This is a genomic window from Neorhizobium puerariae, assembly GCF_042429745.1.
Classification (GTDB): domain Bacteria; phylum Pseudomonadota; class Alphaproteobacteria; order Rhizobiales; family Rhizobiaceae; genus Neorhizobium; species Neorhizobium puerariae.
On the sequence record NZ_JBHMAA010000024.1, the window covers coordinates 374,389 to 401,365 of the forward strand.

Below are 26,977 nucleotides of genomic sequence, written 5' to 3' on the forward strand. Positions count from 1 at the left end.
CATGGTGAACGCACCGGTCACCCGCCGCCGTCTGGCGCCGCGCCCCTTACATGTCGTAACAAGGCAGCGTCATCTGACGGCGCTTCCTGCCCGCTCCGAGCACCTGCGCCCCTCCCTCCCCATCGGACGCAAAGGCATTCCCGCATGGCCGAAGCCGCCTCGAAAACCCTTGTCATCCTGCTGCACGGCGTAGGCTCCAGCGGCAGCAGCCTGGCCCCACTCTCCAGCCGCCTCGCGGCGCTGCTGCCCGGGGCGATCCTTGCCGCGCCGGACGCGCCCGAGGCGTCCGGCTTCGGCAGCGGCCGCCAGTGGTTCAGCGTCGCGGGCATAACGGACGAAAGCCGGCCGGCGCGGATCGCCGCCGCCCGGCCGGGCTTCAATGCGACGCTTGCGGGGATCATCGAGGAGAACGGCCTTACAGGCCGGCTCGACCGCGTGGCCCTCGTCGGCTTTTCGCAGGGCACGATCATGTCGCTCGACGCGGTTGCAAGCGGGCGGTGGCCGGTCGGCGCCGTGGTCGGCTTCTCGGGACGGCTCGCCTCGCCGCAACCGCTGACGCCGCGGGGCTCGACGCCGATCCTGCTCGTTCACGGCACGGACGATGCCGTCATCCCCGTGCAGGAAACCGAACGCGCGGCAGCCGGGCTTTCAGCGCTCGGCCTGCCGGTCGAGACCCGGTTCGAACCGGGCCTTGGCCATACGATCTCGGGCGCGGGCGCCAGCCACGCCGGCGCGTTCCTGGCCCGGATCTTCGGCCGCTAACGCCTGTCGCGCAAAGGCGCGCGGCGGATTTGCGGCGACGGCATGCATGAAAACAACAGGCTGCAGCCCATCGCGCGAAGCTCCTTTCACGCGGCGCTCTAACCTATTGAAACGACGCATCGTGCTTTCCGAAAACCGATTCCGATTTTCGGGCCGATGCTTCCGGCATCAGGCGTCGTCGCCGGTCTTGGAATGCGCCCAGTCCATGTAGACTTCCAGCGCCTTGCGGGCGACCGGGCCTTCCTGAAGCTCGCGCTCCTCGAAACGGTTGACCGGTACGATCTTGGAATAGTTGCCGGAGGTGAAGATCTCGTCGGCATCCATGAAATCCTCCACGGTCAGCGTCGTTTCGCGCACGTCGAAGCCGGACTGGCGCAAAAGACCGATGACGCGGGAACGGGTGATGCCGGCGAGGAACGTGCCGTTGGCGACCGGCGTCATCACCACGCCGTCCTTGACCATGAAGATGTTCGAAGAGGCCGTCTCGGCGACATTGCCGTTCATGTCCCGCGCGAGCGCATTGTCGAAGCCGCGCGAGCGCGCCTCGAGGATCATGCGGCCGCTGTTCGGATAGAGGCTGCCCGTCTTGGCGGTGGTCATCGCCACTTCCGGGTTGGGACGGCGATAAGGGGAAACGGTGAGCGAGGACGGCTTCGCCGTCGCCATCGGCGCCTCGAAGAGGCAGAGCGCGAAACGGGTCGATTCCGGATCGGCAGCGACGACGCTGAAAGGCATGCCGTGTTCGGCCCAGTACATGGGCTTGATGTAGATCGCCGTCTTTCCGTCGAATTTCTCCACGCCTTCCCAGGCGAGCGCCTCGATCTCCCCGGCGGCCATCACCGGCGTCAATCCGATGTTCTTCGCCGAACGGTTGACGCGCTGGCAATGCAGGTCGATGTCGGGCGCAATTCCATCGAACCAGCGGGCGCCGTCGAACACGGTCGAGCCCAGCCACATGGCATGCGAGGTCGGGCCGACGAGCTTCGGATTGCCCTCGAGCCATTCGCCATCCACGAAGGTCCAGGTGGTGGTGCGGGCGGCGGTATCGACGGGCATGGCTGTCTCCTTGGCTCTTCAATTGCGCGGTGAGTGAAGGCCCGCCTCCGGTCCGAGGTCAAGCGATAATATGAGATGAGTCATCACAAAAATTGATGTTTTTGTGCATGGAGGCCGGACGTCCGTAGTGGCATTTTCCTCTCATCGGAATCGGCGGGAGCGCGTGAGATGGCATGGTCGGCGGAGCAGTACGTGAAGTTCGAGGACGAGCGCACCAGGCCGGCCCGCGACCTTGCCGCGCAGGTGCCTCTCGCCGCCGCGACGCGGGCCTATGATCTCGGCTGCGGGCCGGGCAATTCCACGGAACTGCTGGCGGAGCGCTTCGGCGCGTCCAATGTCGTCGGTCTCGACAGCGACGACGACATGCTGGCCGCGGCGCGCAAGCGGTTGCCGGGCACCATGTTCCTCAAGGCAGATCTCAACGACTGGGCGCCGGCCGCGCCGGCCGACCTGCTCTATGCCAATGCGGTCTTCCAGTGGGTGCCGAACCACCTGGCGGCGCTCGCCCGGCTGATGGATCATCTCAGGCCCGGCGGCGTGCTGGCGGTGCAGATGCCGGACAATCTTTCCGAACCGAGCCATACGCTGATGGAAGAAACCGGGGCGGCCGGTCCCTGGGCCGGGGCTTTCGCCGGCGGACGGATAAGGCGGCCGCCGCTGCCCCCGCCCGCGGCCTATTTCGATGCGCTGATGGGAAAATCCGTCCGCGTCGACGTGTGGCACACGATCTATTACCATCCGCTCGCGAGCGCGCCGGCGATCGTCGAATGGGTCAAGGCGACCGGGCTCAGGCCCTATCTCGAAGCCGCAGGCCCGGCGCATGCGGAAGCCTTCACGGCGGACTATACCGCCCGGATCGCAAAGGCCTATCCGCCGATGACGGACGGACGGGTGCTCCTGCGCTTCCCGCGCCTCTTCCTCATCGCCGTGAAAGCCTGAAAGGCGGGCGGCAAACGCTCACGGATTGGTGGGCGGAGGCGGCACAAGCGGATTCTGCTGCGAGGGCTGCGTTCCATCGACGCGGTTGCCACTCCGGGGCCAGTTGCTGTCATCATTCATCCAGATGATGCTCAGGATGCAACCAACCAGAATCGCCAGTACCGCAATGAAAAGCCAACGCATCAGTCCAGGAACTCCACTTCTCCAGTGATCGGGAAAGGTTTCAGCCGGAAACAATCCGTGATTCCTTATCCAGCAAAACATCTGGGCGTCTATACGGCAGCGCAGCAAAACGGATTGACTTGCGCCGGACCCGCCTGCACTCTCCGGTTTTGCCGTTTTCGCCGCCTTGCCCGAAAAACCGTTCAGGACCATGCCGAAAACCCTTGCCTCGCTGAATTTCCGGGCCATGTCGCTCACCCAGGAACTGGTCGACCTCTGTTTCCGCGAGGAAATCGACCCCGGTCCGCCGCCCTCATGGGAGCCGCTCAGCGACGAGGACTATATGCTCTTGGCAGACCGCCTGACCGCAGAGGTCGGCGACGAACCGCTGTGGATATTCGCCTACGGATCGCTGATCTGGAAACCGGGCTTCGATTCCATCGCCAGCGCGCGCGCAAGCCTTTATGGCTGGCACCGGTCGTTCTCGCTCAGGATCGAACGCGGTCGCGGCACGCCGGCCCAGCCGGGGCTGATGATGATGCTGTCGCGCGGCGGGCGCTGCGACGGGGTGATCTATCAGGTGGCGGCCGCGGAAAAGCGTGTCCAGATCGAAAGGGCGCTGCGGCGGGAGATCAGCAATCTCGACAGCCTTTCCTCGGTGCGATGGCTGCCGGTGCGGACCGCATCCGGGGAAACGCAGCGGGCGCTGACCTTCTGGGTCGGCGGAACGAGCCAGCGGATCGTCCGTCCGCTGCTGCCGCTTCACGAAGTGGCGCCAGTCCTCGCCCGCGCCTGCGGGCATCGCGGCTCCTGCGCCGAATATCTCTACAACACCGTCGTGCATCTTGCCGAATTCGGCATCCGCGACCGCAACCTCTGGCGGCTGCAGGAACTGGTGGCCGCGGAAATCCGGGCGCTCCACATGCCGCCGGCGCTGGCGCCCGCCGCCTTCGGCTCCTGATCTTTCCCGGACGCGCCATGCCTCCCGAGAGGGGCGAAGACCGGATCGCGGCCAAGGGCAGGCCTGTAAACCGGTTGCAAATCAATATCAGTTAAGCTATACGATACTGGTTTCGTTTTGCAATCGGTTATGGGAGGCCGACATGCGCCCGATCCTCTATTCGCACCCCTTCTCGTCCTATTGCCAGAAGGTGCTGACAGCCCTTTACGAGAACGGCACCGAATTCGACACCCGCATGCTCGGGCCGGAGGACCCCTCGGCCTATGAGGAACTCTGCAGCGTGTGGCCGGTGAAGCGTTTTCCGATGCTGATGGACGGGGACAAGCCCGTTTTCGAGGCGACGATCATCATCGAATACCTGCAGGTGCATTATCCCGGCCCCGTGCGGCTCGTTCCCGACGCTCCGGACGCGGCGCTGGAGGTCAGGATGCTCGACCGCTTCTTCGACAACTACATCTCCACGCCGCAACAGAAGGTCGTCTTCAACGCGCTGCGGCCGGAAGACAGGCGCGACCCCTACGGCGTGCAAGAGGCGCGCGATATGCTGGATGCGGCCTATGGCTGGCTCGACCGGCACATGGCGGATCGCGAATGGGCCGCAGGCGGCGGCTTCAGCCTTGCCGACTGCGCCGCTGCGCCGGCGCTCTTCTACGCCGACTGGACGCATGGGATCGGCGCGCATTTCGGCAACCTGCGGGCCTATCGCAACCGGCTGCTGGCGCGGCCTTCCTTCGCCCGCGCGGTCGACGAGGCGCGTCCCTACCGGCCGTTCTTCCCGCTCGGGGCGCCGGACCGGGATTGAGAGCTCCCGGCCTGCCAATCAGGCCGGTCTGGTCGCCGAAGCCGCCGGATGCTCGTATTTGAGCGTCACCTTGTTGCTGCTCCTGTTTTCCAGGGAGGCCTCTCCGCCGACCGAAACCATGAAGACTTCGATCTTTCCTTTCGCGCCGGTGCTCCGCACCAGCACGAAACTGAGTTCGACCTCCAGAGCCTTGACACCGAGCCTGGGCGGCACGTTCACGCCGGCCTTCAGCGCCTCGCGGACCGCGATCAGGAGCGCTGCGAATTCGATCCGCTGCCCGGCGAAGGCCTCGCCGTCCGTCTGCGGGAAATCCGGCGCAAGCGTCAACGTGACCTTCGAAGCCCCGGTTTCCGTCCGGCCGAAACTGGCGCTGGCGTCGATCTTCGGCTTCTGGAAAACCGGCACCTTGATCTCCTTGACGCCGGCCTCGCCCGTCTGCTTGGTTTCCTGCTGGACAAGGAGCTCGATCCCGATCTCCTTGAGCTCAAGGCCCGAACCGACCCCGCCCCCCTCTTCGAGGTTGCGCAACTGGGCCTTGATCTCGCCGATCGTACTTTCCAGCGGGAACTGCTCGACCACCGGCATGGGCTTGCCCGCCCTGCCCAGGACATACCAGGCGACGAAGCCCGCGATGGCGAGCACGACGACAACCGGAACCGCATTCAGGATAGCTTGCAACGCCATGGCATCCCCCGGGCCTGGAGCATCATTCGGCAGTCTGCATTCGCTGAATGCACAAGCTAGAGCATTTCCGGTAAAAACGGAATCACCTAAAATGCTCCATCTCTCTATTTCCACGCAATTCCGGACGCAAAACCGGTTCCCACTTTTGCTGGGATTGCTCCAGGCGAACCGGACGTCCGTGACAAGCGGAACGCTGTCGACGCGATCATCCGCGTCCCACGCGGCCACGGGCCGAAAGGTTAGAAATCGCTGTCGTTTACGACGATATGGCCGTTCATCGCCGCCCAGATCCTCCAGACTTCGCGCCGCAGCACCGCGCTCGGGCGCACTCCGCCGCTGCCGTAGTTCTTGTACTTGTCGCGGTATGCCTCGATGAAAACCGTCACGGCTTCCATCACGTCCTCGTGCTGGTCGACCCTGCGCCGCAGCTCCTCCCTTTCCGAATGGAGGATCTCGAAACTCTGGATCAGCAACCGCAGGTCTTCCATGGGTATGTTCAGATGCGGACGTTCTGCCGAAGCGGCGCTCACCTCGGCATGGATGCGGGCAAGAATCTCGTTCAGTTGTTCGGACATGGTGAGAATCTCCTGTCCAGCCGGATTCCGCAAGAAAATCGGCCAAAGCGTGGCACGAATGCGGCTTTGACGACACACCCCGTCGTCAAAGCCGGGCCGCCAGGAAATCGATATAGGTGCGGATGCGCACCGCCAGATGCTCGTGGCCGGCATAGACGGCGTGGATCTGCTCGATATCCTCGGGGTTGAAATCCTCCAGCACCGGCACCAGCCGGCCGGCCTCGATATCCGGCTCCACATGGAAGCGCCCGACACGGCCGATGCCGAGACCGGCAAGGCAGAACTGCCGGATGATCGATCCGCTGCTCGCCTTCAGGTTTCCCGAAACCGGCAGGAGGTCACGCCTGCCGGTCTGCGGATCACGAAAGGGCCAGCCTTCCACCGACCGGCGGAAATTGAAATTGATGCAGTTGTGATGGATGAGTTCGGCCGGTGTTTTCGGCATGCCGTGACGATCGAGATAGCCGGGCGAGGCCATGACCACCTGCCGGCTTTCGCCGAGCTTTCGCGCCATCAGCGAGGAATCGCGCAAGGGGCCGTGCCGGATGGCGATATCCACCCGCTCGCGGATCAGGTCGACGGTGTCGTCGGTAAGCGTCACGTCGAGCTGCACATCGGGAAACAACCGCTGGAATTCGCCGGCAAGCGGCAGGATGTAGCGCTCGCCGAACCCGACCGAGGCATTGATGGACAGCGGCCCGCGCGGCAGCATGCGCCCGCCGCCGGCCACCACCTCCTCCGTGTCGGCGATTTCGGCGAGGATGCGCCGGGCGCGCGCCAGATAGGTCTCGCCTTCCGGGGTCAGTTGCAGCAGGCGCGTGGAGCGCACGACAAGGCGGGTGCCGAGCCGGTTCTCCAGCCGCGTGACGAGCTTGCTCACGGCAGACGGCGACAGCTTCAGCTTGCGCCCCGCGGCCGAGAAGCTCTTGAGCTCCGCCGCGAGCACGAAAACCTCCATTTCTCCCGCGCGATTGTCCATCGTCTATCCTCGCTCTTCCTTGATCGTCGTGCCGTGTCCGCCCCATCTGTGACTTTGTTTCACAGATGATTATCCGCTTATGCGGCTACACAGGCAAGTGGCCTGCGCGGATATTGCGCCGCATCAAATTCCCTTCCTCCCCAGGACAAGGACCGCACCAATGCCACTTGCACTCTATGCCCTGACGGCCGGAGCCTTCGGGATCGGCGTCACGGAATTCGTCATCATGGGCCTGCTTCTGGAGGTCAGCGCCGATCTCGGCGTGTCGATCTCGGCGGCCGGCCTGCTCATTTCCGGTTATGCGCTCGGCGTCGTGATCGGCGCGCCCCTGCTCGGCGCGATCGCCGGCAAATGGTCGAAGAAGACGCTGCTCATGAGCCTGATGGTGGTCTTCACCATCGGCAACCTCGCCTGCGCGATCGCCCCCGACTACTGGACGCTGATGGCGGCGCGCGTTCTCACCGCGTTCGCGCATGCCTCGTTCTTCGGCGTCGGCTCGGTGGTCGCCACCAGCCTCGTCGCGCCGAACAAGAAAGCCTCCGCCATCGCCATCATGTTCACGGGCCTTACCGTCGCCAACATCCTCGGCGTTCCCTTCGGCACCTGGCTCGGCCAGGCCTTCGGGTGGCGCGCGACCTTCTGGGCGGTGACGCTGATCGGCATCGTCGCCCTTGCCGTCATCAGCCTGCTGGTGCCCGGGGACAAGGCCGCGGACAACGAGGAGGAAGCCTCACAGGGCGCGCTTGCCGTGCTCGGCCGCCGTTCCGTGCTGCTCGGCCTGCTGACCACCGTGCTCTCCTGGGTCGGCGTCTTCGCGGGCTTCACCTATATCGCGCCGATCCTCACGCAGATCACCGGCTTTTCCGAAGCCGCCGTTTCGCCGATCCTGCTCGTCTTCGGCGGCGGGCTCGTCGTCGGCAACCTCGCCGGCGGCTGGCTTGCGGACCGCCATCTGGTGCCGACCGTCGTCGGCAGCCTCGTGGCGCTCTCCGTCGTGCTGCTGGCGCTGACCGCCGCCATCCACCAGCCGGTGCCCGCCGTGATCGCCATCGGCCTCTTCGGCGCCGCCGCCTTCGCCACCGTCTCGCCGTTGCAGATGTGGGTGTTGCAGAAGGCGGAAGGCGCCGGCCAGGGCCTCGCCTCGTCCTTCAACATCGCCGCCTTCAACCTCGGCAATGCGATCGGCGCGTGGCTCGGCGGCGTCGTCATCGACCGCGGCCCGGGCCTCGGCGCGGTCACGCTGGTTGCCGGCCTCGTGCCGCTCGCGGCGCTGGCGGTCGCGCTCTTCGCCATCCGGCTGGACAGGCGCAGCGCCGCAATCGACGGCTCCCCCGCCCTCAACTGCCCCGCCGAATAACCCGCTCACAGAGGAGCCACAGCCATGGAATACCGCAATCTCGGCGCATCCGGCCTGAAAGTGCCGGTCTTGAGCTTCGGAGCCGGCACTTTCGGCGGCTCCGGGCCGCTCTTCAGCCACTGGGGCACCACGGATGTCGAGGAGGCGCGCCGCCTCGTCGACATCTGCCTCGAAGCCGGCGTCAACCTGTTCGACACGGCCGACGTCTATTCGGCCGGCGCCTCGGAGGAGGTGCTCGGGCAGGCGATCAAGGGCCGGCGCGACGCTGTGCTGATCTCCACCAAGGCGAGCCTGCCGACAGGTGACTTGAACGCCCCTGGGCCGAACGACTGGGGCTCCTCCCGCCACCGGCTGATCCGCTCCGTCGAGGCGGCTCTGAAGCGGCTCGGCACCGACCATATCGACATCTTCCAGCTCCACGCGTTCGACGCCTCGACGCCCGTGGAAGAGGTCGTCTCGACGCTCGACCGGCTCGTGCAGGATGGCAAGCTGCGCTATATCGGCGTCTCCAACTTCTCCGGCTGGCAGATCATGAAATCGCTCGCCGCCGCCGAAAAGCACGGCTGGAACCGCTATGTGGCGAACCAGGTCTACTATTCGCTGGTCGGCCGCGATTACGAATGGGACCTGATGCCCCTGGGTCGGGACCAGGGCCTCGGGGCGCTGGTCTGGAGCCCGCTCGGCTGGGGACGGCTCACCGGCAAGATCAGCCGCACCAGGCCGATCCCGGCAGGCAGCCGCCTGCACGAGACGGCGGATTTCGGCCCGCCGGTGGACGACGAACTGCTCTACAAGGTCGTCGATGCGCTGGAAGAGGTGGCGACGGAAACCGAAAAATCCGTGCCGCAGGTGGCGATCAACTGGCTCGTCAGCCGCCCCACCGTCTCCTCCGTCATCATCGGCGCGCGCAACGAGGAACAGCTTCGCCAGAACCTCGGCGCGACCGGCTGGTCGCTGACGAAGGAGCAGGTCGAAAAGCTCGACCGGGCAAGCGCCGTCACCGCGCCCTATCCGCATTTCCCCTATCGGCGGCAGGAGGGCTTCGCCCGTCTCAACCCGCCCATCGCCGGGTAGTCCCCGAGAAGGAACAGGGCAATCGCATCGGGGCAGGATGTGCCGGGCCTCCGTGGAATGACGAGGCAGGCAAAGCGCCTCTTCTCCCCAGCGAGGGTCCGAAGGACGGGCAAGACCCGTGGCCCGTCCCGACAAAGGCGGTCCGAAGGACCGGACGAAGGGGCGAAGCCACAGGCCGGCGCTGCGTTCGCCGCGCGTACACCCCCTCATCGCCTCGCTGGGGAGAAGAGGGAGCAAGCGGCACCTGCCCGGTTCCCCACATGCGATCGCCCTCCGAAAAGACGGAGGTTGATCCGTTGCAGAGTCGGTCCATTTAGTAATGGGCCTCATTTGCCCGGCGCCGTTTCGACAATCGAGCCGGGCTTTCCACAGGAGTTCTGTCCATGTTCACAGTCAGCGCCAACGGCGCCAATATTCCCGCACTCGGTTTCGGCACCTTCCGCATGCCGGACGCGGATGTGCTGCGCGTGCTGCCCGAAGCCCTGAAGCTCGGCTTCCGCCACGTCGATACCGCGCAGATCTACGGCAACGAGGCCGCTGTCGGCGACGTGATCGCCGGATCGGGCATTCCGCGCGCCGACATCTTCCTCACCACCAAGGTCTGGGTCGACAAGTATCCGCACGACCTGTTCGTCGCCTCGGTCGACGAAAGCCTGAAAAAGCTGAAGACCGATTACGTGGACCTGCTCCTTCTTCACTGGCCGAAGAGCGACGTGCCGCTTGCCGAACGGATCGGCGCGCTGAACGAGGTCCGCAGGGCCGGCAAGGTGAGGAATATCGGCATCTCCAATTTCTCGGCGGCGCTGATGGCCGAAGCCGTAAAGCTCTCGGATGCGCCGATCGCCACCAACCAGGTCGAATACCATCCCTATCTCCGCCAGACGAAGGTGCTGCAGGAAGCCCGCAGAACCGGAATGTCGCTGACCGCCTATTACCTGATGGCCGATGGCAAGGTGCCGAACGATCCGCTTCTCAAGGAGATCGGCGCAAGGCACGGCAAGACGGCGGCCCAGGTCGTGCTGCGCTGGGCCGTGCAGCAGAAGGACGTCGTGGCGCTCTCCAAGACCGCGAACGTCTCACGCCTGCCGGAGAACTTCGACGTCTTCGACTTCGCGCTCTCGCTGGAGGAGATGGAGGCGATCCACGGCCTTGCCCGCCCGAATGGCCGCATCGTCAACCCGGGGCATCTCGCGCCCGACTGGGACGATTGATGTTCAGATTTGACGATCATCAAATCCAGGGATGGGTGATTTTCCACCCATCCCCATTCCCGGTTGGGCGGAATGGGAAACATTCGCAGGTGCGGAATCGCGCCTGATCCGCATTGCCGGCCGCCGCGGCGATTGCCTCCCTTCCACAGGCCGGAATAACCTCGGGTCGTGGAGTAGGAGGAAATTTTCCATGTATTTCAGGACACTGTTGGCTTCGGTGGCTTTCGCCGCCGTCATGTCCCTGCCTGCGGCATTGCCGGCCCTGGGGCAGGAGAAGAAGGATTGCCCGGCCTCGCTTCCCCGGGGAACCGAATGCTTCGCGGGCGCCGACGAGAACGGCGCTTTCTACTGGATCGCCAGGCCGGAGAACTGGAACGGCATCCTCGTCGTGCATTCGCATGGCGGGCCACGCACCGCAAAGCCGAAGCCGGATGATCCGGTCGAGGATCTCGAACGGTTCGCCGTCACCGTGCAGGAGGGTTATGCCTGGGCCGGCTCCAACTATCGCCGCGAGGGTTACGGCGTGCGCATGGCCGCCGAGGATACCGGCAACGTCCGCAAGATCGCCCGCAAGCTGCTTGGCGAGCCGCGGCTCACGCTGCTGCACGGCCAGTCCTGGGGCGGCAACGTGGCCGCCAAGGCCGCCGAACTCCATGCGCTCGATGCGGACGGCAGAAAGAACTACGACGGCGTGGTGCTGACGAGCGGCGTGCTCGGCGGCGGCACCGGCTCCTACGGTTTCCGCGCGGACCTGCGCGCCGTCTATCAATATTACTGCAGGAACCACCCGCGCCCGGAAGAAACGCAGTATCCCGTGTGGCAGGGACTTCCCAAGGACGGCAGGATGCCGCGGGCGGAACTCGAAAAACGGGTGGACGAATGCACCGGCATCTCGCTTGCGCAAGACAGGCGCTCGCCGGAACAGGCGAGAAACCTCGCCAACATCCTCGCCGTCACCAGGGTGCCGGAAAGCAACCTCGTGGCGCATCTCGCCTGGGCGACCAACCTTTTCCAGGACATCGTCTGGCGGCGCCTCGATGGAAAGAACCCGTTCGACAATTCGAAGACCGTCTATTCCGGTTCGGATGACGACGCGGCCCTCAACAGGGGCGTGGAGCGGTTCGCCGCCGATGCCGAGGCCCGGCGGCTGCTTGCCTATGACGCGGACCTGACCGGCGCGATCGCGCTGCCCACCATTTCGATGCATGCGAAGAACGATCCGACCGCTTTCGTGGAACTGGAGGCGCAGTATCGCGAGACGGTGGCGAAGGCCGGCAATGCCGACCTGCTGGTGCAGACCTTCACGGACGAGAACCAGCACAGCAAGCTCTCGACACCCCAGTATGCGGCGATCTTCTCGGCCATGGTCGAATGGATCGACAAGGGGAACAGGCCGACCCGCGCGTCGGTCGCCGACGGCTGCAAGGCGGCAAGCGCCCGCTACGGCAACGAGCCTTGCCGGTTCATCATGGATTTCGAGCCACGGGTGGCGGGAGAGTAGGAAACGACGCAGCGACAGGCGGCCCCAGGCAATGCCCAAGGCCGCCCGGCGAGCCGCGCCTAGACGAAATGGAAGTCGTCCGGGGCCAGCGCCGTGCCGCGGTTCACGGTGGCGAACGTCACCGCGGCCGCATCGCCGGAACCGTCGGCATCGAAGAGCAGGCGACCGGAGGAGCGGTCGTAGATGATGCGGTCGTTCTCATCCAGGGCGGCCCGGCCCTGCACGAAGGCGTCTGCATCCAGGACGCCCGCGGCGACCCCGGCGAATACCGCGCTGTCCAGCCGGAAGACATCGTCGGCGGAGCAAAAGTCCACGATCCGGTCGCTGTTTGCCCAACCGGGCTGCACGTCGAAGACGAAAGTGTCCCGGCCTTCTCCGCCCGTCAGGACATCCCGGCCGGCGCCGCCGGACAGGATGTCGTTGCCCTCGCCGCCATGGATGCGATCCCTGCCGGCGCCGCCGACGATCTCGTCATTGCCCGCACCGCCGCGGAGGCGGTCGTTGCCGGCCCCGCCATCCAGCCGGTCGCCGAAGCGGCTGCCGGTGATCCGGTCGTTGCCGCCGAGCGCCGCAACCCGTACCGGATGGTTCTCGTCCGCATGGCTGACGACGTTTCGGGCGTTGGTCAGGGTGATCTCCTCCGCCGGCGGCTCGACCGTGATGGTGATGGTCGCCAGATTGCTGTTGCCCTGGCCGTCCGTGGCATAGACGGTGAACGTGTCGGTGCCGATGAAGCCGGCGGCCGGCGTATAGTCGAAGACATTGCCGTTCAGGTAGGACTGGTGATGGTGCAGGCTGCCGCCGTAACTGCCCTGCGGGAACGGATAGTAGCCCGCGTCATATTGCGTCTCCTGCTCCAGCGTGCCGTGGTCCGGACCGTCGACCACCACGAAACTCAACAGGTCATAGTCGATGTCGGAGGCGCTGAACCGCACGTCGATCAGGGCCTCGCCGGGCGAAAGGGCGAAATCGAGATCGCTGACGGCCGGCGCATGGTTGACGAACGTGTCCGGTCCGGTCACCCCGTTTTCCAGGACGATCCGGTGCTGGCCGTACTGGGTGTTCTGGCCGCCGTAATATTCGTTGGCGCCGAGCCACGTCACCGCGATGTCGTCGGGACTGGCCGCCGTGACGGAGATCACCTGCGTCGAAAGATAGGCGGCCTGGGCGGACAGGGCACGGATGAAATTGCCTTCGTTGTCGAAAACAAAGGTTTCCAGCGTGGTGAAAAGCTCGGTCCGGCCGTCATTGGTGAAGGTGGTGACTGTAAAGAAGCCGTCGAACACGTCGATCGAGGCGAGATCGACCCATCCGTACGGATAGTCCGCACGCGCGCCGGTCGACCCGAGCACGTCGCCATCGGCTTCCGTAATATTGAAGAGGATTGCGTCCGGGCTCTGGTTGTCGATGTCTTCCCATACGTCAAGCTCGCTGCCATTGCTCAAGGTGGGCATCGTGTCTTCCTTCGCTGTCAGGAATCGGGTTTACAGGCATGCTTACCCCCTGAGGCGACATAGGCCGGCGGACGGGCCGTTCAAGCGCCGGGATCGCCGTCCGGCGCCGGCGGACGGCGCGATGCAGCAAAACCGTCCGCCGGCCCTTTCCCTCACCTGTCCCGGAACGCTCCGGTCAGAGCCAGCCTCTCCTTTTGAAATAAAGGTATGGCAGCGCCATCGAGACGATCATCGCGACAATTGCGAAATGGTAACCATAATGCCATTGCAGCTCCGGCTGATAGGCGAAGTTCATGCCGTAGATCGAGGCGACCAGCGTCGGCGGCAGGAAAACCACCGAGGCGACCGAGAAGATCTTGATGATCTGGTTCTGTTCGAGATTGATCAGCCCGAGCGTCGCATCCAGCAGGAAATTGATCTTTCCCGACAGGAAGGCCGAATGATCGCCGAGCGACGTGGCGTCGCGCTGCAGGAGCTTCAGCCGCTGGCGCAGTTCCTTCGACAGCTTGCGGTCGACGCCGTCGAGCGCCGCGTAATAGGCGACACCCCGGCTGACGCTGACGAGGCTTTCCCGCACCACCGTGATGAACTCGCCCTTCTGGCCGACCTCGCGCATCAGTTCCTGCAGGTCGCGCGTCTTGTTGTTCGCCTTGGCCGACTTGGCGCTGAAGACCTCCTGGGAAATCTGGTCGATCTCGGTGCCCAGCCGTTCCAGCGTATCGGCCATGCGGTCGATGATCGCTTCGACGAGGCCCGTCATGATCAGCTCGCCATTGGCGCAATGCAGCCCCGCCCCGTTCGGGCGGCGGGCGCGTGCGAGGAAGGCGTCGAACGGACGCGGCTCGGCATGGCGCACGGTGACCAGGGTCTGGCCCTTGAGGATGAAGGTGACGGGCACCTTGCGCGGCGTGCCGGCATCCGGCCGCGTCAGGACCGTCATCGTCATGAACTCGGCGCCGTCCTCCTGGTAGAGACGGGCGGAAAGCTCGATATCCTCCATCTCGTCGATGGTCGGCACGGCAATGCCCAGACACTCGCCGACGGCGCGTTCTTCTTGCGGGGTGGGATTGATCAGGTCGTACCAGACGGAAACGGGCGACGCTTCCGCAGGCATGTCGACGGCGAGCGCACCCACCGCAACCGGTACGGGGGCTACGACCGGCGCATCGGAAGCGACCGGAACAAGGCGATCAAGGTCATAGGCATGGATACGCAGCATGACGGCTCCTTTTCGGACCATCGGTCCCCCCGGAGCGCGTATCCTTTTCAGAAGGATCAGAGCCCCGAAGAGACGGGTCGGTATATTGACGTCGAACTTCGACTGTCGGGGTTCATCTCTCTTTGTCCTTTGAAACAAGGACGCCACGAACGGGCGTCCCTTCAAGGGTGAAATGTGCCTTAAGCGGCCAAAAGTCAAGGGCTATTCGACCGCCCGGGCCTTCCTCCCCGCGGGTACTTTCGTCGCAGGCTCAAACGAACTGGGAAAGACCCGGAACCGACGCCACGACCGTGTCGACGATCTCGTCGCCGGCATGTTCGCGGGCGATCGCGATGGTCTCCCTGGCAAGCGCCGTGATCTCACCCATGCCGAGCCCCTGGCTCATCAACTGCTGGCCGAGCGCCATGACACCGCCGCCGAAGCTCGACATCAGGCTGCCGAGCAGGCCGCCGCCGCCGCTTCCCTCGCCGTTGAACTGGGCCACCAGCTCCGTCGCGCCGGGGATGGCCTCGATCATCCGGGCGACGGCGCCATCATCGGCCTCCCGCTGCAGGAAACCAAGCATCATGCCCATCGCCTTTTCGGCGACATCCGGGGCAATGCCGACATTCTCGGCAACTCGGGAAACCAGTTCGTTCATCATCTTCTCCTCAAGTTTTGACGTTCACGTCAACGTAAATCAACTATGCAACAAACTCAAGCCGCCCCAACCTGGCACGGCTTTTCAACTTTCACGGCAGAATCAACGTCGGAGACGTTGTTGCCGTTCGGCTCTGTCCTTATAAAGGCATTACGAAAGCATTACGATGAACGGATGAAAGCGCATGGACGACACGGCAAAGCTCTTCATCGGCGGCAGCCGCAAGCCGGACGATTCGCTCAACAAGGCTGAATATCTGGAACTGAAGTTCGGCAACCGCCACGGTCTCGTCACCGGCGCCACCGGCACCGGCAAGACGGTGACGCTGCAGGTGCTGGCGGAAGGTTTCGCGAAGGCGGGCGTGCCCGTCTTCGCCGCCGACATCAAGGGCGACCTTTCCGGCATCGCCATCAAGGGCGAGGCCAAGGACTTCCTCCTGAAGCGGGCGGAGCAGATCGGCCTGCAGGACTACGAGTTCGAGCAGTTCCCGGTGATCTTCTGGGACCTCTTCGGAGAGAAGGGCCACCGGGTGCGCACCACGATCGCCGAAATGGGGCCGCTGCTGCTGTCCCGGCTGATGGACGCGTCCGAACCGCAGGAAGGCGTGATCAACATCGCCTTCAAGATCGCCGACCAGGCCGGGCTGCCGCTGCTCGATTTGAAGGACTTCACCGCCCTGCTCAACTACATGGGGGAAAACGCGAGCGAGCTTTCCTCCCAGTTCGGGCTGATCTCGAAGGCATCCGTCGCCTCGATCCAGCGCGCGCTCCTGGTGCTCGAACAGCAGGGGGCCGAGCATTTCTTCGGCGAGCCGGCGCTCAAGATCTCCGACATCATGCGCACGCACCCGAACACCGGCTACGGGCAGGTTTCCGTGCTTGCGGCCGACAAGCTGATGATGAACCCGCGCCTTTATGCGACCTTCCTGCTCTGGCTGCTTTCGGAACTCTTCGAGGAACTGCCGGAAGTGGGTGATCCTGACAAGCCGAAGCTCGTCTTCTTCTTCGACGAGGCGCATCTGCTCTTCGACGACGCCCCGAAGGTGCTGATCGAGCGGATCGAGCAGGTCGTCCGCCTGATCCGCTCCAAGGGGGTCGGCGTCTATTTCGTCACCCAGAACCCGCTCGACGTGCCGGAAACCGTGCTCGCGCAGCTCGGCAACCGCGTGCAGCATGCGCTTCGCGCCTATACGCCGCGCGAGCAGAAGGCCGTGAAGACGGCCGCCGATACCTTCCGCCCCAACCCCGCCTTCGACTGCGCCACCGCGATCACCAATCTCGGCACCGGCGAGGCGCTGGTCTCGACGCTCGAAGGCAAGGGCGCTCCCTCGATGGTGGAGCGCACGCTGATCCGCCCCCCATCCGGCCGGATCGGGCCGCTCAACGACCAGGAACGCCAGTCGGTGCTCGACAAGAGCCCCGTCCTGGGGGTCTACGACGAGGACGTGGATCGCGAATCCGCCTTCGAAATGCTCGCGGCCCGGGCCAGGCATGCGGCCGATTCAGCCGCCGGCAAACGGGCGCAGGACGAGTTGCAGCCCTCTCCCCCCGCCGGCTCCGGCGAGACCACCGGCTGGACCCTGCCGGGCTTCGGCACCGACGACGACAACGATCGGGGCCGTGCCCAGCCGCGCCGTTCCGGCTATCAGCGCGAGACGATCGTGGAGGCCGCGATGAAAAGCGTCACCCGCACGGTCGCAACCCAGCTCGGCCGGGCGCTGGTGCGCGGCATTCTCGGAAGCCTGAAGCGGTAACCGGGCGGAAAAGCCCTCATCGGGGTTACCGACCGCTTTCTCCCCGTTTCACGGGGAGAAAGAAATGCCACACCGCTCCCCGTCCTTTTTCGAACGGGAGGTGAAGGGCTCAACGCTTGCGGACGAATTCCGTGCGCAGGACAAGGCCCTTGATGGCGTCGTGGCGGCAATCGATCTCTTCCGGATTGTCCGTCAGCCGGATCGACCGGATGACCGTGCCCTGTTTCAGGGTCTGGTTGGCGCCCTTGACCTTCAGGTCCTTGATGAGCGTGACGGAATCGCCGTCCTTGAGGACGTTTCCGGACGCATCGCGCACCTCGGCGGCCTGCGACGCGGCGGCGGCCAGTTCCGAAGCCGGTCGCCATTCGCCCGTCACTTCGTCATAAACGTATTCGTCGTCATTGGCGGCCATGGCACGTACTCCCGGATCAAAGGTTAGACAGGCCGCTTATAACAGCAGGTCCTCCCGCGCAAGCTTCATGGCCCGTCTCCCACCCGTGTCCCGTCCGTCTTCAGCGCCTGATTTACTCCTGAAACAATTCTCAACTAGAATGACATGTGCGGCCATAGGTCTTGGGGGAGCGAACCATGGAAAGCGATTTCGAGCGCAAAGCGGAAAAGAACGGGCTTGCATTGAAGATCTACCGGGGCGAAGGCATGGCCCTGCTGGCATTCGACCTTGCCAGGGAGAAGGCGACGCCCGATTTCGTGGGGTTTGCCGTCGAGGTGCGCCCGCCCGGACAGGACCGCTGGTTCCCGCTGCGCAACCGCCTGCGTTTCGACAACGCCCCTCCCGACGCCAACACGCGGTTTTCCAGCTTCGACGCGCCGTTCCAGAAATACCGCTGGACGCATGTTCCGGCCGAAATCCAGGACGGCGACTACGGCTATCGCGTCACCGCCATGCATATGCGGCCCGACGGCAGCCTCGTGGCGGGCGAACAGGTCGCCGAGACGATCTCGCTGGCGCCCACCACGATAGGCGATTTCATCAATGTGGGTTTCACGCGCGCCTTCGCCTCGTCGCAGGCCTATAACGAAAAGCCCTGGCCGAACAAGGAGGGCATCATCCCGCCGCCGGAGCTCAAGGGCAAGGCCGAGCTCGACCACCCGACGGAACAGTTCCAGAAGCATTACGAATGGCTGGGCTTCGAGGCGCGCCGGCTGATCTTCGACATGCTGGACAGGGCAATCGCCGACGACGACGTCACCGTCGACGCGATGATCTACGAATGCCGGGAGCCGGACGTGCTGAAGCGCTTCGAGCAGCTCGGCGGCAGGCTGCGGGCGCTGATCGACGACCATGGCGAATACGGCGATGCCGACAGTCCGGAAACCATCTCCGCGGAAAGGCTGAAGGCGGCGGGCGCCGAGGTGCACCGGACGCATTTCGGACGGCAGCAGCACAACAAGGTGCTGATCATCCGCAGGAAGGGAAAGGCCGAGGAAGTGCTGGCCGGCTCGACCAACTTCTCCCTGCGCGGCCTCTATATCCAGGCCAACAACGCCCTGCTGTTCAAGAATGCCGAGGTGGCCGCGCTGTTCGGCAGGGTTTTCGACGCCTATTGGGACAAGCCCGGCCAGTTCCGGAAAAATCCGCTGGCCGAGACGTGGCATGTGCTGCGGAACGAGCCGGACTCGCGCTTCTCCTTCTGCTTTTCGCCGCATGCCGACAATCTCCTGTCGCTCGATCCGATCGCCCGGGCGATCGAGGAGGCCGAAAGCTCCGTCCTCTATGCCGTGGTCTTCCTGCCGCAACTGACCGGCCGCGTGCGCGACGGGCTGGAGGACCTGGTGAACCGTTCGCTGTTCTCCTACGGCGTGGCGCAGCGCACCGGCGGGCTCACGGTCAGGAAGCCGGACGGTTCCCGCGGCCTGCTGCCCTTTGCCTATATCGGTTCCAACGCGCCGGAGCCGTTCAAGAGCGAATGGTCGGGCGGCGACGGCAACATGGTGCACCACAAGTTCGTGGTGACGGATTTCAATGGCAAGTCGCCGAAGGTCTTTACCGGCTCATCGAACCTTTCGGCCGGCGGGGAGAAGAGCAATGGCGACCACATCGTCTTCATCGAGGACCGGAAAGTCGCCATCGCCTATGCGATCGAAGCGCTGCGGCTGTTCGACCACTTCCATTTCCGCGTCCGCCTCCGGGAAGGCGAGATCGACACGGACCGGCTGACACTCGCCCGCCCGCCCGCCTCGCCGGACGGGAAGACATGGTTTGAACGCTACTACCGGCCTGGCCATATCAAGGAGCGCGACCGCAAGCTGTTCGCCGGCTGACCGGCAGGCCGGCGGGCCGTATGGCGGCGCAGCGCACCACACCGGGCTCACCCAAAGGAAAACCCCGGCAGAGCCGGGGTTGTTGTGCGAACCGTGAGCGGGCGGCTCAGAATTCCTCCCAGTCGGACGCCCCTCCTGCGCCTGCGGAGGCGACGATCTTCGGCTGCGGCCTGGAGGATACCGGGGCCGCCATGGCGGACGCCACCTGGCGCAAGGCGCCGGCATGCCCCGAAGCCTGGCTCGCCGGCATGCCGCCATCCAGCCGGAAACGGGAGACCAGCTCGCGCAGCTTCTGCGCCTCCATCGCCAGGCTTGCGGAGGCCGCCGTCGATTCTTCCACCATCGCGGCGTTCTGCTGGGTCGTCTGGTCCATCGCATTGACGGCCGAGTTGACTTCGCCGAGACCCGTCGACTGTTCCTTGGCCGAGACGGCGATCGCATCCATGTGCTGGTTGATCTCGGCGATGAAGCCGCAGATCGTGCCGAGCGCGGTTCCCGCGTCGCGCACCAGCGCCACGCCGTTCTCCACCTCGCCTGCCGAATTGCGGATCAGCTCCTTGATCTCCTTGGCCGCCTGCGCCGAGCGCTGCGCCAGCTCGCGCACTTCCTGCGCCACGACGGCGAACCCCTTGCCGGCTTCACCGGCGCGCGCCGCCTCGACGCCGGCGTTGAGCGCCAGAAGATTGGTCTGGAAGGCGATCTCGTCGATCACGCCGATGATGTTGGAAATCTGCCGCGAAGACGCCTCGATGCGGCGCATCGCCTCTTCCGCATGGTTGACGACGCCCGTCGAGTTCACCGCGTTCTGGTTCGCCTTGGCGGCCACGGTGCGTGCCTCGTCGGTACGCTTGGTGGAATTGGAGACATTGGCGGTGATCTCGTCCAGCGCTGCGGCGGTCTGCTCCAGTGCGGCGGCCTGCTGCTCGGTGCGCCTCGACAGGTCGTTGGCGCCCACGGAGATTTCCCGCGTGCCGCCGTCGATGGTGCCGATGCTTTCGGAGATCATCGACAGCGTCTCGCCGAGCTGGCGGACGGACTGGTTGAAATCGTGGCGAAGCGCCTCGAAATCCGGGGCGAAGGCTTCGGTGAGCTGGAAAGCGAGATCGCCCGATGCAAGCCGGCGGAGCCCGCCGGCCAGGCCGGACGTGGCAATCCGCAGCCGTTCGGCGGCATCGGCCTCGGCGCGCTCCTGCGCGGCGATGCGATCCCGTTCCGCCCGGCCGCGGGCGATCTCCGCCTCCTCCTCGAGACGCTTGTTGGCAATCGCCGCCCGGCGGAACACCTCGACGGCACCGGCCATGGTGCCGATCTCGTCGCTGCGGCCGGCGAAGGGGATGTCGGAAGCCGTGTCGCCATCCGCAAGCTTCCGCATCGCATCCGTGATCCGCACGATCGGATTGGCGATCCCCGTGACCGCAAAGAGGATGGCGGCGAGGCCGAGGCCGACGACGACCGCGCCCACCGTATAGACGAGAAGAAGGCCGCGTGCGGTCATATCCTCGACATTGGCGCTCGACCGGGCCGCCGCCTCCGCGTTGATCTTCTCGATCTCGTCGGCAACATCACCGATCCTGTTCACGACCGGCATGAACGACTTGTCGTAGAGTTCCTTGGCCTTGTCGTTGATATTCGCCCGGGACAGTTCGGCGACCTTGTCGCCTTGCGCAGCAAGTTCCACGAAGAGCTTGCGCAACGTCTCATAACGCCCCTGTTCCACCGCATCGCCATGGATCAGCCTGGCATAGGCCGCAAGGTCCTGCTCCAATGTCGCCTTGCGCGCATCGATGACCTTGTCGGCCGCCGCGATCGCGGTCGCGTCGATCGAGATGATGTGGTTGGCGTAGGCGACCTGCAGATCGGACAACCCCGTGTTGAGATCCTTGGACGCAGCGATGCCCGGCATCGCATCCTCGACGATCTCCCGGGTGGAGAAAGCGACGGAGTTGATCGCGGAGATCGACATATAGGCGAGGAAGGCGGCCAGCGCACAAAGACCGGCGATGGCGCCGATCAACGCAAACTTGACGGAAGGGCGTTTCATTCCAGAGCTCCAGAAGCAGAGGGGGAGAGTATCTTTCTCCCATCCAGAGCGAGTGAAACTCAAAAAGGTTAATGGAAGCGCTTATAAAGCTTACTCTAATTGATAGACATCAAATGTAGCGATATATTTTTTCTTGAGATAATTCTGTATCTTACCGGACCGGCACAACAAAGGGCTGCGGCACGACGCCGGACGGCGGCCGGAATTCCCTCCCCCTCGACGAGGAAGGGCTCCGCTTCGCCGGCCGGCTGAAGTTCCGGGGGGAATCCCTATTTCTTCGGCGCGACGAGCGAGAAATAGGCGCCCTGCGGATCGATGCAATTGACGATCCAGCTTCCGCCGGGGACTTCCATCGGCCCGTTGGCAACCTTGCCGCCGCCGACCGTCACCCGCCCGATCGCCGCGTCGATGGCCTCGACATTGAAGTAATAGGCCCAGCAGGGCACGGGCACGCTGTCCGGTTTCGTCATCATGCCGCCGAGCGGCCGCCCGTTATGCGCGAAAATATGGTAGACGCCCATCGGCCCCATGTCGAAATCGTGGTCCAGCGTCCAGCCGAACATCCGGGAATAAAAGTCGAAAGCTTCCTTGCCGTCGCCGGCATAAAGTTCCCGCCAGCCGACATTGCCGGCCGCCTCCGGCGCCAGTTCCTGCGGCGGGTTTTCCGGCGGGATCGGCGTCATGATGCAGAGGACCGCGCCGTGCGGATCGACGACGACCGCAAAACGGCCGATGCCCGGAATATCCTCCGGCTCGCGCTGGACGCGGCCGCCATTCTCCGCAAACTCCTTCGCCGTCCGGTCGACGTCGTCGACCGCGACGTAACCGGTCCAGTTCGGCGGGATCTTGCCTTCGAGTTCAGGCGGGAAATTCATCATCCCGCCGATGCCGGGGCAATTGTCGCCCTCCTCCATCTCGAACAGGAAATAGGGCATGCCCGGCATGCTCGCGTCCTTGACCTTCCAGCCCACGACGGACGAATAGAACCTGCCGGCGGCGGCGGTGTCGGGCGTCATCAGCTCGCACCAGATGAACTTGCCATGGGTCTGCGAACGGGACCCCGGAGTGGTCTGCAACATGGTCGTCTCCTCTACGAATGACTGCGTCTGGGACGCACGGGACAGCGCGCGCGGGCTCAGCGCCTGCGCGCGTATTGCGCTTCCATGAACTGTTTCCAGGAGCCGTCCGGCTGCCTGGCGCTGGAATTGAAGATGCGGTGATCGGCATCCCTGAAGACGATCTGCTCCCGATAGTCGGCGAGCTTGCCTTCCTCGGCGAAATCCGGACCGGTCGTATAGAGGCTGAGCGTCGTGCCATCCGCAGAAACCTCACCCTCGTAGACCCATAAATGGGCCATCATGGAGCCGATCCAGCTTCCGACATATTTGCCCCTGGCGGGATCATAACCGAGCGTCAGAACCGTGGTTGCAGGCCCGCTGCCATCCGGCATCTCGCCATTGCCTTCGGCCACGAACCAGATGCCGTGCAGCGAGCGGACCACTTCCACCCATTTCTCGTCGTTGCCCATGCCGGTGGACGTCACGTCCCAGGTGCCGAGGAGCTTTTCCAGAAAGCCGTGCTCTGCCCCGGGTTTGGCCAGTTCCATACCCATGACGTTTCCTCCCTGTGAATTCCACTATGAGACCGATTAATGGCAACAGGATGAAGCCGCCGCTTCCGGCTTCTTCTCATATTCGTCGTGGCGCTTGACGAAATCCATGGTCGAGCCTTCGTTGCGCCCGAGCGGCGCGCGGTCGAGGATCATCAGCGTGCCGATCATTTCCTCGCCGCCGCGGGAATAGCTCGAATAGGTATGGAAGACCTCGCCCGCCTCATCCTTGTAGAAGGCGGAAAAGCCCGGCAGTTCGTCATGCGCCTGTCCCGGCGGAATGGCCGCGAAATTGTAGAAGACCTTGTCCTTCGCCAGATCCTCCTTTGTGAAGGAGACATGGAAATCGAAGTTGAAATCCGAGCCGAAGGACGAGACCCAGGGAAATTTCCAGCCCATCCGCTTCCTGTAGGCCTCGATCTTCTGAAGCGGTGCGCGGGAGACCGCCACCCAGGTGACATCGTGGTTGTTGAGATGCGGCAACGCGCCGTCCACATGGTCGGACAGGAACGAGCAGCCGGTACAGCCGGCCTCCCATTCCGGGCCGAGCATGAAGTGGTAGATCATCAGCTGGCTGCGGCCGTCGAAGAGTTCGGCAAGCGTCTTCCTGCCTGTCGGGGTATCGAAGACATAGTCCTTGTCGATCCTGACCCAGGGGAGCGTCTGGCGCTCGGCGCGCACCCTGTCGCGCAGATGGGTCTCCTCCTTTTCCAGCGCGAGAAGCCTGCGGCGGGCCTCAAGCCATTCCTCGCGGGATATGACCGGGTTTTTCGGCGGATTTTCCGGGGTTGCATTTTCCGGGGTTGCAGGGGCGTCCATCATGGCCTCCTCTTCCTTGACAGAATAAGTTGATATCAACATAATCTTTCCATGCTGTCAAATTCGAACGATTCGACATCCCCCGTCATCGAAGCGATCCCCTTTTCGACGACGCTTCTGGTGCGCGACACATGCCTTTGCCTGCACGTTCAACGGGCGGCGCGGGCGCTGGCGCGTCGCTTCGACAACGCCATGAAGCCGATCGGGCTGACCAACGGGCAATTCTCGCTGATGATGTCGCTCAACCGGCCGCAGCCAGCCACGATGAGCTCGGTCGTCAACCTGCTTGCCATGGACCGCACGACCCTGACGGCGGCCCTGAAAGTGCTGGAGCGGCGCGGACTGGTGGAGACGGGTACGGACCCGAAGGACCGGCGCGGCAAGCTTTTGCGACTGACGAACGACGGAATGACCATGCTTTCCGCCGCCCTGCCGATCTGGAAACGCGTGCATGCGGAAATCGACTCCGAGCTTGGCGAGGGCGGGCCGGACGATCTGCGCAAGGCGCTCGCCGTGATCAGGTGACCGTCCCCCCGGCGAGAGAGGAGGCCTTCCCGCGCAAGAAAAAGCCGGCGACAGGGCCGGCCCTTCCTTTCGATTTGCCCGATGGATCAGGCCACGGAGACCGGAACTTCGGTCGAGGTACGCATCGCGTGGCTGTAGGGGCAGACGATATGCGCCTTGGCCGCCAGGTCCTCGGCCACCGCCCGGTCGACGCCGGGGATATCGACCACCAGCGAAACCTCGATGCCGAAGCCGCCGCCGTCTTCGCGCGGGCCGATGCCGACCGTCGCTGTCACCCTGGCGTCATCGGGGATCTTTACCTTCTCCTTGCCGGCGACGAACTTCAGCGCGCCGAGGAAGCAGGCGGAATAACCGGCCGCGAAGAGCTGTTCGGGATTGGTGCCGGTGGCGCCGTCGCCGCCGAGTTCCTTCGGAACGGTCAGCGTGACATCGAGAACGCCGTTTTCGGAACGGGCATGGCCCGCACGGCCGCCGGTGGCGGAAGCCTTGGTCGTGTAGAGAATGGGCATGTTCAAACTCCCTTCGGTAAATATTGCTCGCAATTCAATTGCGCACAATCTAATTACGCGCATTGCAATCCCGCGTCAAGCCTGCGAGAATGCGAACCCGGAAAAAGATAGAGCACGGGTGAGCAAAGGCAGGACCGGCCATGCAGAAAAAATCGCGCGACGCCCAGGATATCGATACCCATGGCATCGAGGTCACGCTCGATGCGCAGCTCTGTTTTGCGATCTACGGGGCGGCGCATGCCTTCAACCGCACCTACAAGCCGCTGCTCGAACCGCTCGGCCTCACCTATCCGCAATATCTGGTCATGATCACGCTCTGGGAGGAGGACGGACAGCCGGTGAAGGCGATCGGCGAAAGGCTGGGGCTGGATTCCGGCACGCTTTCCCCTCTCCTCAAGCGGCTGGAGCAATCCGGACTGGTCGCCCGAAAGCGCGACCACGACGACGAAAGGCAGGTCAGGATCACCCTGACGGAAAAGGGCGCCGGGCTGAAAACTCAGGCCGCCGGCGTGATGGAAGCGATCGGCAAGGCCCTGGGCTGCAGCCTCGGCGAGGTCGCGGCCCTGCGCGACGAGCTGGTCGCGCTGAAGGAACGGCTCCTGAAAGCGGGGGAGTAGGCTCCGCGTCACCGGCGGTCCGGGGGCCTCACGCCCCATGCCCTTCCGGGTCATCCGTATGGCGACCGGCATAACGCTCGTCCAGTTCATGGATAACGCCTTCGCCATCCACCGGGTCCACTCTGCGGAGGATCACGTCGATCTTCGCCTCCAGCCTGTCCGATCCCTCCTTCGACTGCGGCGAGCCGAGGAAAAGGAAAAATGCGAGGCCTCCGACCTGCCACAGCAGTTGCAGGAATTCCGATTGCCAGTTCTCGAACGTGTCGCGGAACATTTCCGCCAGATAGGCCGGGACCTCGACCGGCTGGCCGTGCTGGGCCTGTTCCTGGACGAAGGCGAACCAGCCGAACAGCCAGTGGCCGGCGAGGCTGAACAGGAAAAAAGCAAGTGTGATCCAGGCGTAGCCATAGGCGCGCCATAGCGAATTCTGCGGCATGGGCTTCCTCCGGTTGCTTCCGGCTTCAACGACGGAATTCGGAAGGTGGTTCCCCGGAGGTCAGTTCCCGCCGCGATGGTCGGCAACGATCCCGTCGATCCAGCGGCGGTGGATGCCGGCGCCGGCCGGGTCCCTTTCCCGCAGGCCGGCAATCGTGATCAGCGCCTTCCAGAGGCACCAGCCGCGCGCCCTCTCCCATGTCCGTGGGTCGAGCCCCAGACGGCTGCGGAACGCCCGCCGCGCCGGTTCGTCGAACAGCGTCCAGGCGACCACCAGATCGCAAGCGGGATCGCCCACGCCGGAACTGCCGAAATCGATCACCGCCGCAAGCCTTCCCTCCCGCACGAGCAGGTTGCCTTCGGCGACGTCGCCATGCACCCAGACCGGCTTGCCGGCCCAGCGCGAGGCGAGCGCCCTCTCCCAGATTTCCGTCAGCAGCGGCGCGTCGACCTCGTCGGCGAGACTGTCGATCGAGCGGCGCGTCTCCTCGTCATAGACATCGAGCAATCCGCCGCGATGAAAATTATGCGTCCCGGCAGCGGGGCCATCGGCGGCATCGATTTTCCAGAGCGCCAGCAGGAAACCGGCAAGATCGGCGGCGAAACGCACGGGATCGGAGATGCCGGCGCGGCTCGCGCGTTCGCCCTCGATCCACCCGTAGACCGACCAGGGCCAGGGATAGCCCTCTCCCGGTCTTCCGAGCGCGAGGGGGGATGGAATGGGAAGCGGCAGTTGCGGGGCGAGCTGTGGCAGGAAGCGATGCTCCTTCTCCACCTGCGCGACATATCGCTCCGCGCTCGGCAGGCGAACCGACATCGCTTCCGCAAGATGGGCTTCCGCAAGACGGGCCTCTCCGAGGTGACCCCCTCCAAGATGAAAGGTGCGGTTGTCCCAGCCGCCGTTCGCGACCGGGCGCACCGCAAGGCCCGCCCATCGGGGAAACTGCGCGGCGACCAGCCTCCTGACGAGCGTCTCATCGATTTCGACCATGAAGACCTGCCCCGATCCG

Annotated in this window: 28 protein-coding genes; 12 read left to right on the forward strand and 16 right to left on the reverse strand. The window is 64.5% G+C overall.

Features of this window, described 5'->3' with window-relative positions:
- Window positions 1-144: 144 nt before the first annotated feature.
- Window positions 145-762 (forward strand): alpha/beta hydrolase, encoded by a 618-nt coding sequence (locus ACFFP0_RS21500; RefSeq protein ID WP_377264241.1) that lies wholly within the window; start codon window positions 145-147, stop codon window positions 760-762.
- 168 nt (window positions 763-930) lie between these two features.
- Here ACFFP0_RS21500 and ACFFP0_RS21505 read toward each other — a convergent pair whose 3' ends face one another.
- Window positions 931-1,818, reverse strand: coding sequence for a branched-chain amino acid aminotransferase (locus ACFFP0_RS21505; protein WP_377264242.1), 888 nt, complete (start codon window positions 1,816-1,818; stop codon window positions 931-933).
- Window positions 1,819-1,986: 168 nt separating this feature from the next.
- On the opposite strand from ACFFP0_RS21505, the gene tam reads away from it, so the two are divergent.
- Complete coding sequence (gene tam / locus ACFFP0_RS21510; protein ID WP_377264243.1) at window positions 1,987-2,757, forward strand: trans-aconitate 2-methyltransferase; 771 nt, start codon at window positions 1,987-1,989, stop codon at window positions 2,755-2,757.
- Between the two features lie 18 nt (window positions 2,758-2,775).
- Here the strand turns inward: tam and ACFFP0_RS21515 are convergent, their stop codons facing one another.
- Window positions 2,776-3,168: a hypothetical protein gene (locus ACFFP0_RS21515; protein WP_377264244.1), complete on the reverse strand. Its 393-nt coding sequence runs from the start codon at window positions 3,166-3,168 to the stop codon at window positions 2,776-2,778.
- Here ACFFP0_RS21515 and ACFFP0_RS21520 point away from each other — a divergent pair.
- On the forward strand, window positions 3,167-3,880 hold the full coding sequence (locus ACFFP0_RS21520) for a gamma-glutamylcyclotransferase (protein WP_377264245.1): 714 nt from the start codon (window positions 3,167-3,169) through the stop codon (window positions 3,878-3,880). The genes ACFFP0_RS21515 and ACFFP0_RS21520 overlap by 2 nt on opposite strands.
- A 142-nt stretch (window positions 3,881-4,022) precedes the next feature.
- On the forward strand, window positions 4,023-4,682 hold the full coding sequence (locus ACFFP0_RS21525) for a glutathione S-transferase family protein (RefSeq protein WP_377264246.1): 660 nt from the start codon (window positions 4,023-4,025) through the stop codon (window positions 4,680-4,682).
- A gap of 18 nt (window positions 4,683-4,700) precedes the next feature.
- Here the strand turns inward: ACFFP0_RS21525 and ACFFP0_RS21530 are convergent, their stop codons facing one another.
- The 3 genes from ACFFP0_RS21530 to ACFFP0_RS21540 form a co-directional block, all read right to left on the reverse strand.
- Window positions 4,701-5,366 (reverse strand): trypco2 family protein, encoded by a 666-nt coding sequence (locus ACFFP0_RS21530; protein WP_377264247.1) that lies wholly within the window; start codon window positions 5,364-5,366, stop codon window positions 4,701-4,703.
- Between the two features lie 239 nt (window positions 5,367-5,605).
- The gene (locus ACFFP0_RS21535) at window positions 5,606-5,941 is read right to left on the reverse strand and encodes a hypothetical protein (protein WP_377264248.1); all 336 of its coding nucleotides are present in this window, start codon (window positions 5,939-5,941) and stop codon (window positions 5,606-5,608) included.
- Between the two features lie 85 nt (window positions 5,942-6,026).
- Window positions 6,027-6,920 (reverse strand): LysR family transcriptional regulator, encoded by an 894-nt coding sequence (locus tag ACFFP0_RS21540; RefSeq protein ID WP_377264249.1) that lies wholly within the window; start codon window positions 6,918-6,920, stop codon window positions 6,027-6,029.
- Window positions 6,921-7,080: 160 nt separating this feature from the next.
- Between ACFFP0_RS21540 and ACFFP0_RS21545 the strand changes: the two genes are divergently transcribed.
- The 4 genes from ACFFP0_RS21545 (at window position 7,081) to ACFFP0_RS21560 (ending at window position 12,063) form a co-directional block, all read left to right on the forward strand.
- A complete protein-coding gene (locus ACFFP0_RS21545) occupies window positions 7,081-8,277 on the forward strand; it encodes an MFS transporter (protein ID WP_377264250.1) in 1,197 nt (398 codons plus the stop codon).
- 24 nt (window positions 8,278-8,301) lie between these two features.
- On the forward strand, window positions 8,302-9,351 hold the full coding sequence (locus tag ACFFP0_RS21550; protein ID WP_377264251.1) for an aldo/keto reductase: 1,050 nt from the start codon (window positions 8,302-8,304) through the stop codon (window positions 9,349-9,351).
- Between the two features lie 383 nt (window positions 9,352-9,734).
- A complete protein-coding gene (locus ACFFP0_RS21555; protein ID WP_377264252.1) occupies window positions 9,735-10,562 on the forward strand; it encodes an aldo/keto reductase in 828 nt (275 codons plus the stop codon).
- Between the two features lie 190 nt (window positions 10,563-10,752).
- A complete protein-coding gene (locus ACFFP0_RS21560; protein WP_377264253.1) occupies window positions 10,753-12,063 on the forward strand; it encodes an alpha/beta hydrolase in 1,311 nt (436 codons plus the stop codon).
- Between the two features lie 59 nt (window positions 12,064-12,122).
- Here the strand turns inward: ACFFP0_RS21560 and ACFFP0_RS21565 are convergent, their stop codons facing one another.
- The 3 genes from ACFFP0_RS21565 to ACFFP0_RS21575 all read right to left on the reverse strand — a co-directional run bounded on the left by ACFFP0_RS21565 (window position 12,123) and on the right by ACFFP0_RS21575 (window position 15,376).
- Complete coding sequence (locus ACFFP0_RS21565) at window positions 12,123-13,517, reverse strand: calcium-binding protein (RefSeq protein ID WP_377264254.1); 1,395 nt, start codon at window positions 13,515-13,517, stop codon at window positions 12,123-12,125.
- 175 nt (window positions 13,518-13,692) lie between these two features.
- Window positions 13,693-14,631 carry a magnesium transporter CorA family protein gene (locus tag ACFFP0_RS21570; RefSeq protein WP_377264353.1) on the reverse strand — a complete coding sequence of 313 codons (939 nt, stop codon included), beginning with the start codon at window positions 14,629-14,631 and terminating at the stop codon, window positions 13,693-13,695.
- Between the two features lie 355 nt (window positions 14,632-14,986).
- On the reverse strand, window positions 14,987-15,376 hold the full coding sequence (locus tag ACFFP0_RS21575; RefSeq protein WP_377264255.1) for a hypothetical protein: 390 nt from the start codon (window positions 15,374-15,376) through the stop codon (window positions 14,987-14,989).
- Window positions 15,377-15,560: 184 nt separating this feature from the next.
- On the opposite strand from ACFFP0_RS21575, the gene ACFFP0_RS21580 reads away from it, so the two are divergent.
- On the forward strand, window positions 15,561-17,129 hold the full coding sequence (locus tag ACFFP0_RS21580) for a helicase HerA-like C-terminal domain-containing protein (protein ID WP_377264256.1): 1,569 nt from the start codon (window positions 15,561-15,563) through the stop codon (window positions 17,127-17,129).
- Between the two features lie 109 nt (window positions 17,130-17,238).
- On the opposite strand, the gene ACFFP0_RS21585 is transcribed toward ACFFP0_RS21580, so the two are convergent.
- Window positions 17,239-17,541 (reverse strand): alkylphosphonate utilization protein, encoded by a 303-nt coding sequence (locus ACFFP0_RS21585; RefSeq protein WP_377264257.1) that lies wholly within the window; start codon window positions 17,539-17,541, stop codon window positions 17,239-17,241.
- 176 nt (window positions 17,542-17,717) lie between these two features.
- On the opposite strand from ACFFP0_RS21585, the gene ACFFP0_RS21590 reads away from it, so the two are divergent.
- Window positions 17,718-19,412: a phospholipase D-like domain-containing protein gene (locus ACFFP0_RS21590; RefSeq protein WP_377264258.1), complete on the forward strand. Its 1,695-nt coding sequence runs from the start codon at window positions 17,718-17,720 to the stop codon at window positions 19,410-19,412.
- 106 nt (window positions 19,413-19,518) lie between these two features.
- On the opposite strand, the gene ACFFP0_RS21595 is transcribed toward ACFFP0_RS21590, so the two are convergent.
- The 4 genes from ACFFP0_RS21595 to ACFFP0_RS21610 form a co-directional block, all read right to left on the reverse strand.
- Window positions 19,519-21,453, reverse strand: a complete 1,935-nt coding sequence (locus tag ACFFP0_RS21595) for a HAMP domain-containing methyl-accepting chemotaxis protein (protein ID WP_377264259.1) — start codon at window positions 21,451-21,453, stop codon at window positions 19,519-19,521.
- A gap of 269 nt (window positions 21,454-21,722) precedes the next feature.
- Complete coding sequence (locus ACFFP0_RS21600; protein WP_377264260.1) at window positions 21,723-22,532, reverse strand: VOC family protein; 810 nt, start codon at window positions 22,530-22,532, stop codon at window positions 21,723-21,725.
- Between the two features lie 56 nt (window positions 22,533-22,588).
- A complete protein-coding gene (locus ACFFP0_RS21605) occupies window positions 22,589-23,059 on the reverse strand; it encodes a DUF1579 domain-containing protein (RefSeq protein WP_377264354.1) in 471 nt (156 codons plus the stop codon).
- 42 nt (window positions 23,060-23,101) lie between these two features.
- Window positions 23,102-23,881 (reverse strand): DUF899 domain-containing protein, encoded by a 780-nt coding sequence (locus ACFFP0_RS21610; protein ID WP_377264261.1) that lies wholly within the window; start codon window positions 23,879-23,881, stop codon window positions 23,102-23,104.
- A 51-nt stretch (window positions 23,882-23,932) separates the two neighbouring features.
- Here ACFFP0_RS21610 and ACFFP0_RS21615 point away from each other — a divergent pair, with 51 nt between their 5' ends.
- Window positions 23,933-24,406 (forward strand): MarR family winged helix-turn-helix transcriptional regulator, encoded by a 474-nt coding sequence (locus ACFFP0_RS21615; RefSeq protein WP_377264262.1) that lies wholly within the window; start codon window positions 23,933-23,935, stop codon window positions 24,404-24,406.
- A gap of 86 nt (window positions 24,407-24,492) precedes the next feature.
- Here the strand turns inward: ACFFP0_RS21615 and ACFFP0_RS21620 are convergent, their stop codons facing one another.
- Complete coding sequence (locus ACFFP0_RS21620; protein WP_377264263.1) at window positions 24,493-24,915, reverse strand: organic hydroperoxide resistance protein; 423 nt, start codon at window positions 24,913-24,915, stop codon at window positions 24,493-24,495.
- 140 nt (window positions 24,916-25,055) lie between these two features.
- On the opposite strand from ACFFP0_RS21620, the gene ACFFP0_RS21625 reads away from it, so the two are divergent.
- Complete coding sequence (locus ACFFP0_RS21625) at window positions 25,056-25,532, forward strand: MarR family winged helix-turn-helix transcriptional regulator (RefSeq protein WP_377264264.1); 477 nt, start codon at window positions 25,056-25,058, stop codon at window positions 25,530-25,532.
- Window positions 25,533-25,560: 28 nt separating this feature from the next.
- Here ACFFP0_RS21625 and ACFFP0_RS21630 read toward each other — a convergent pair whose 3' ends face one another.
- Together ACFFP0_RS21630 and ACFFP0_RS21635 are read right to left on the reverse strand one after the other, a co-directional pair.
- Window positions 25,561-25,968, reverse strand: a complete 408-nt coding sequence (locus tag ACFFP0_RS21630; protein ID WP_377264265.1) for a DUF6766 family protein — start codon at window positions 25,966-25,968, stop codon at window positions 25,561-25,563.
- 60 nt (window positions 25,969-26,028) lie between these two features.
- The gene (locus ACFFP0_RS21635) at window positions 26,029-26,958 is read right to left on the reverse strand and encodes an aminoglycoside phosphotransferase family protein (protein WP_377264266.1); all 930 of its coding nucleotides are present in this window, start codon (window positions 26,956-26,958) and stop codon (window positions 26,029-26,031) included.
- Window positions 26,959-26,977: the final 19 nt, after the last annotated feature.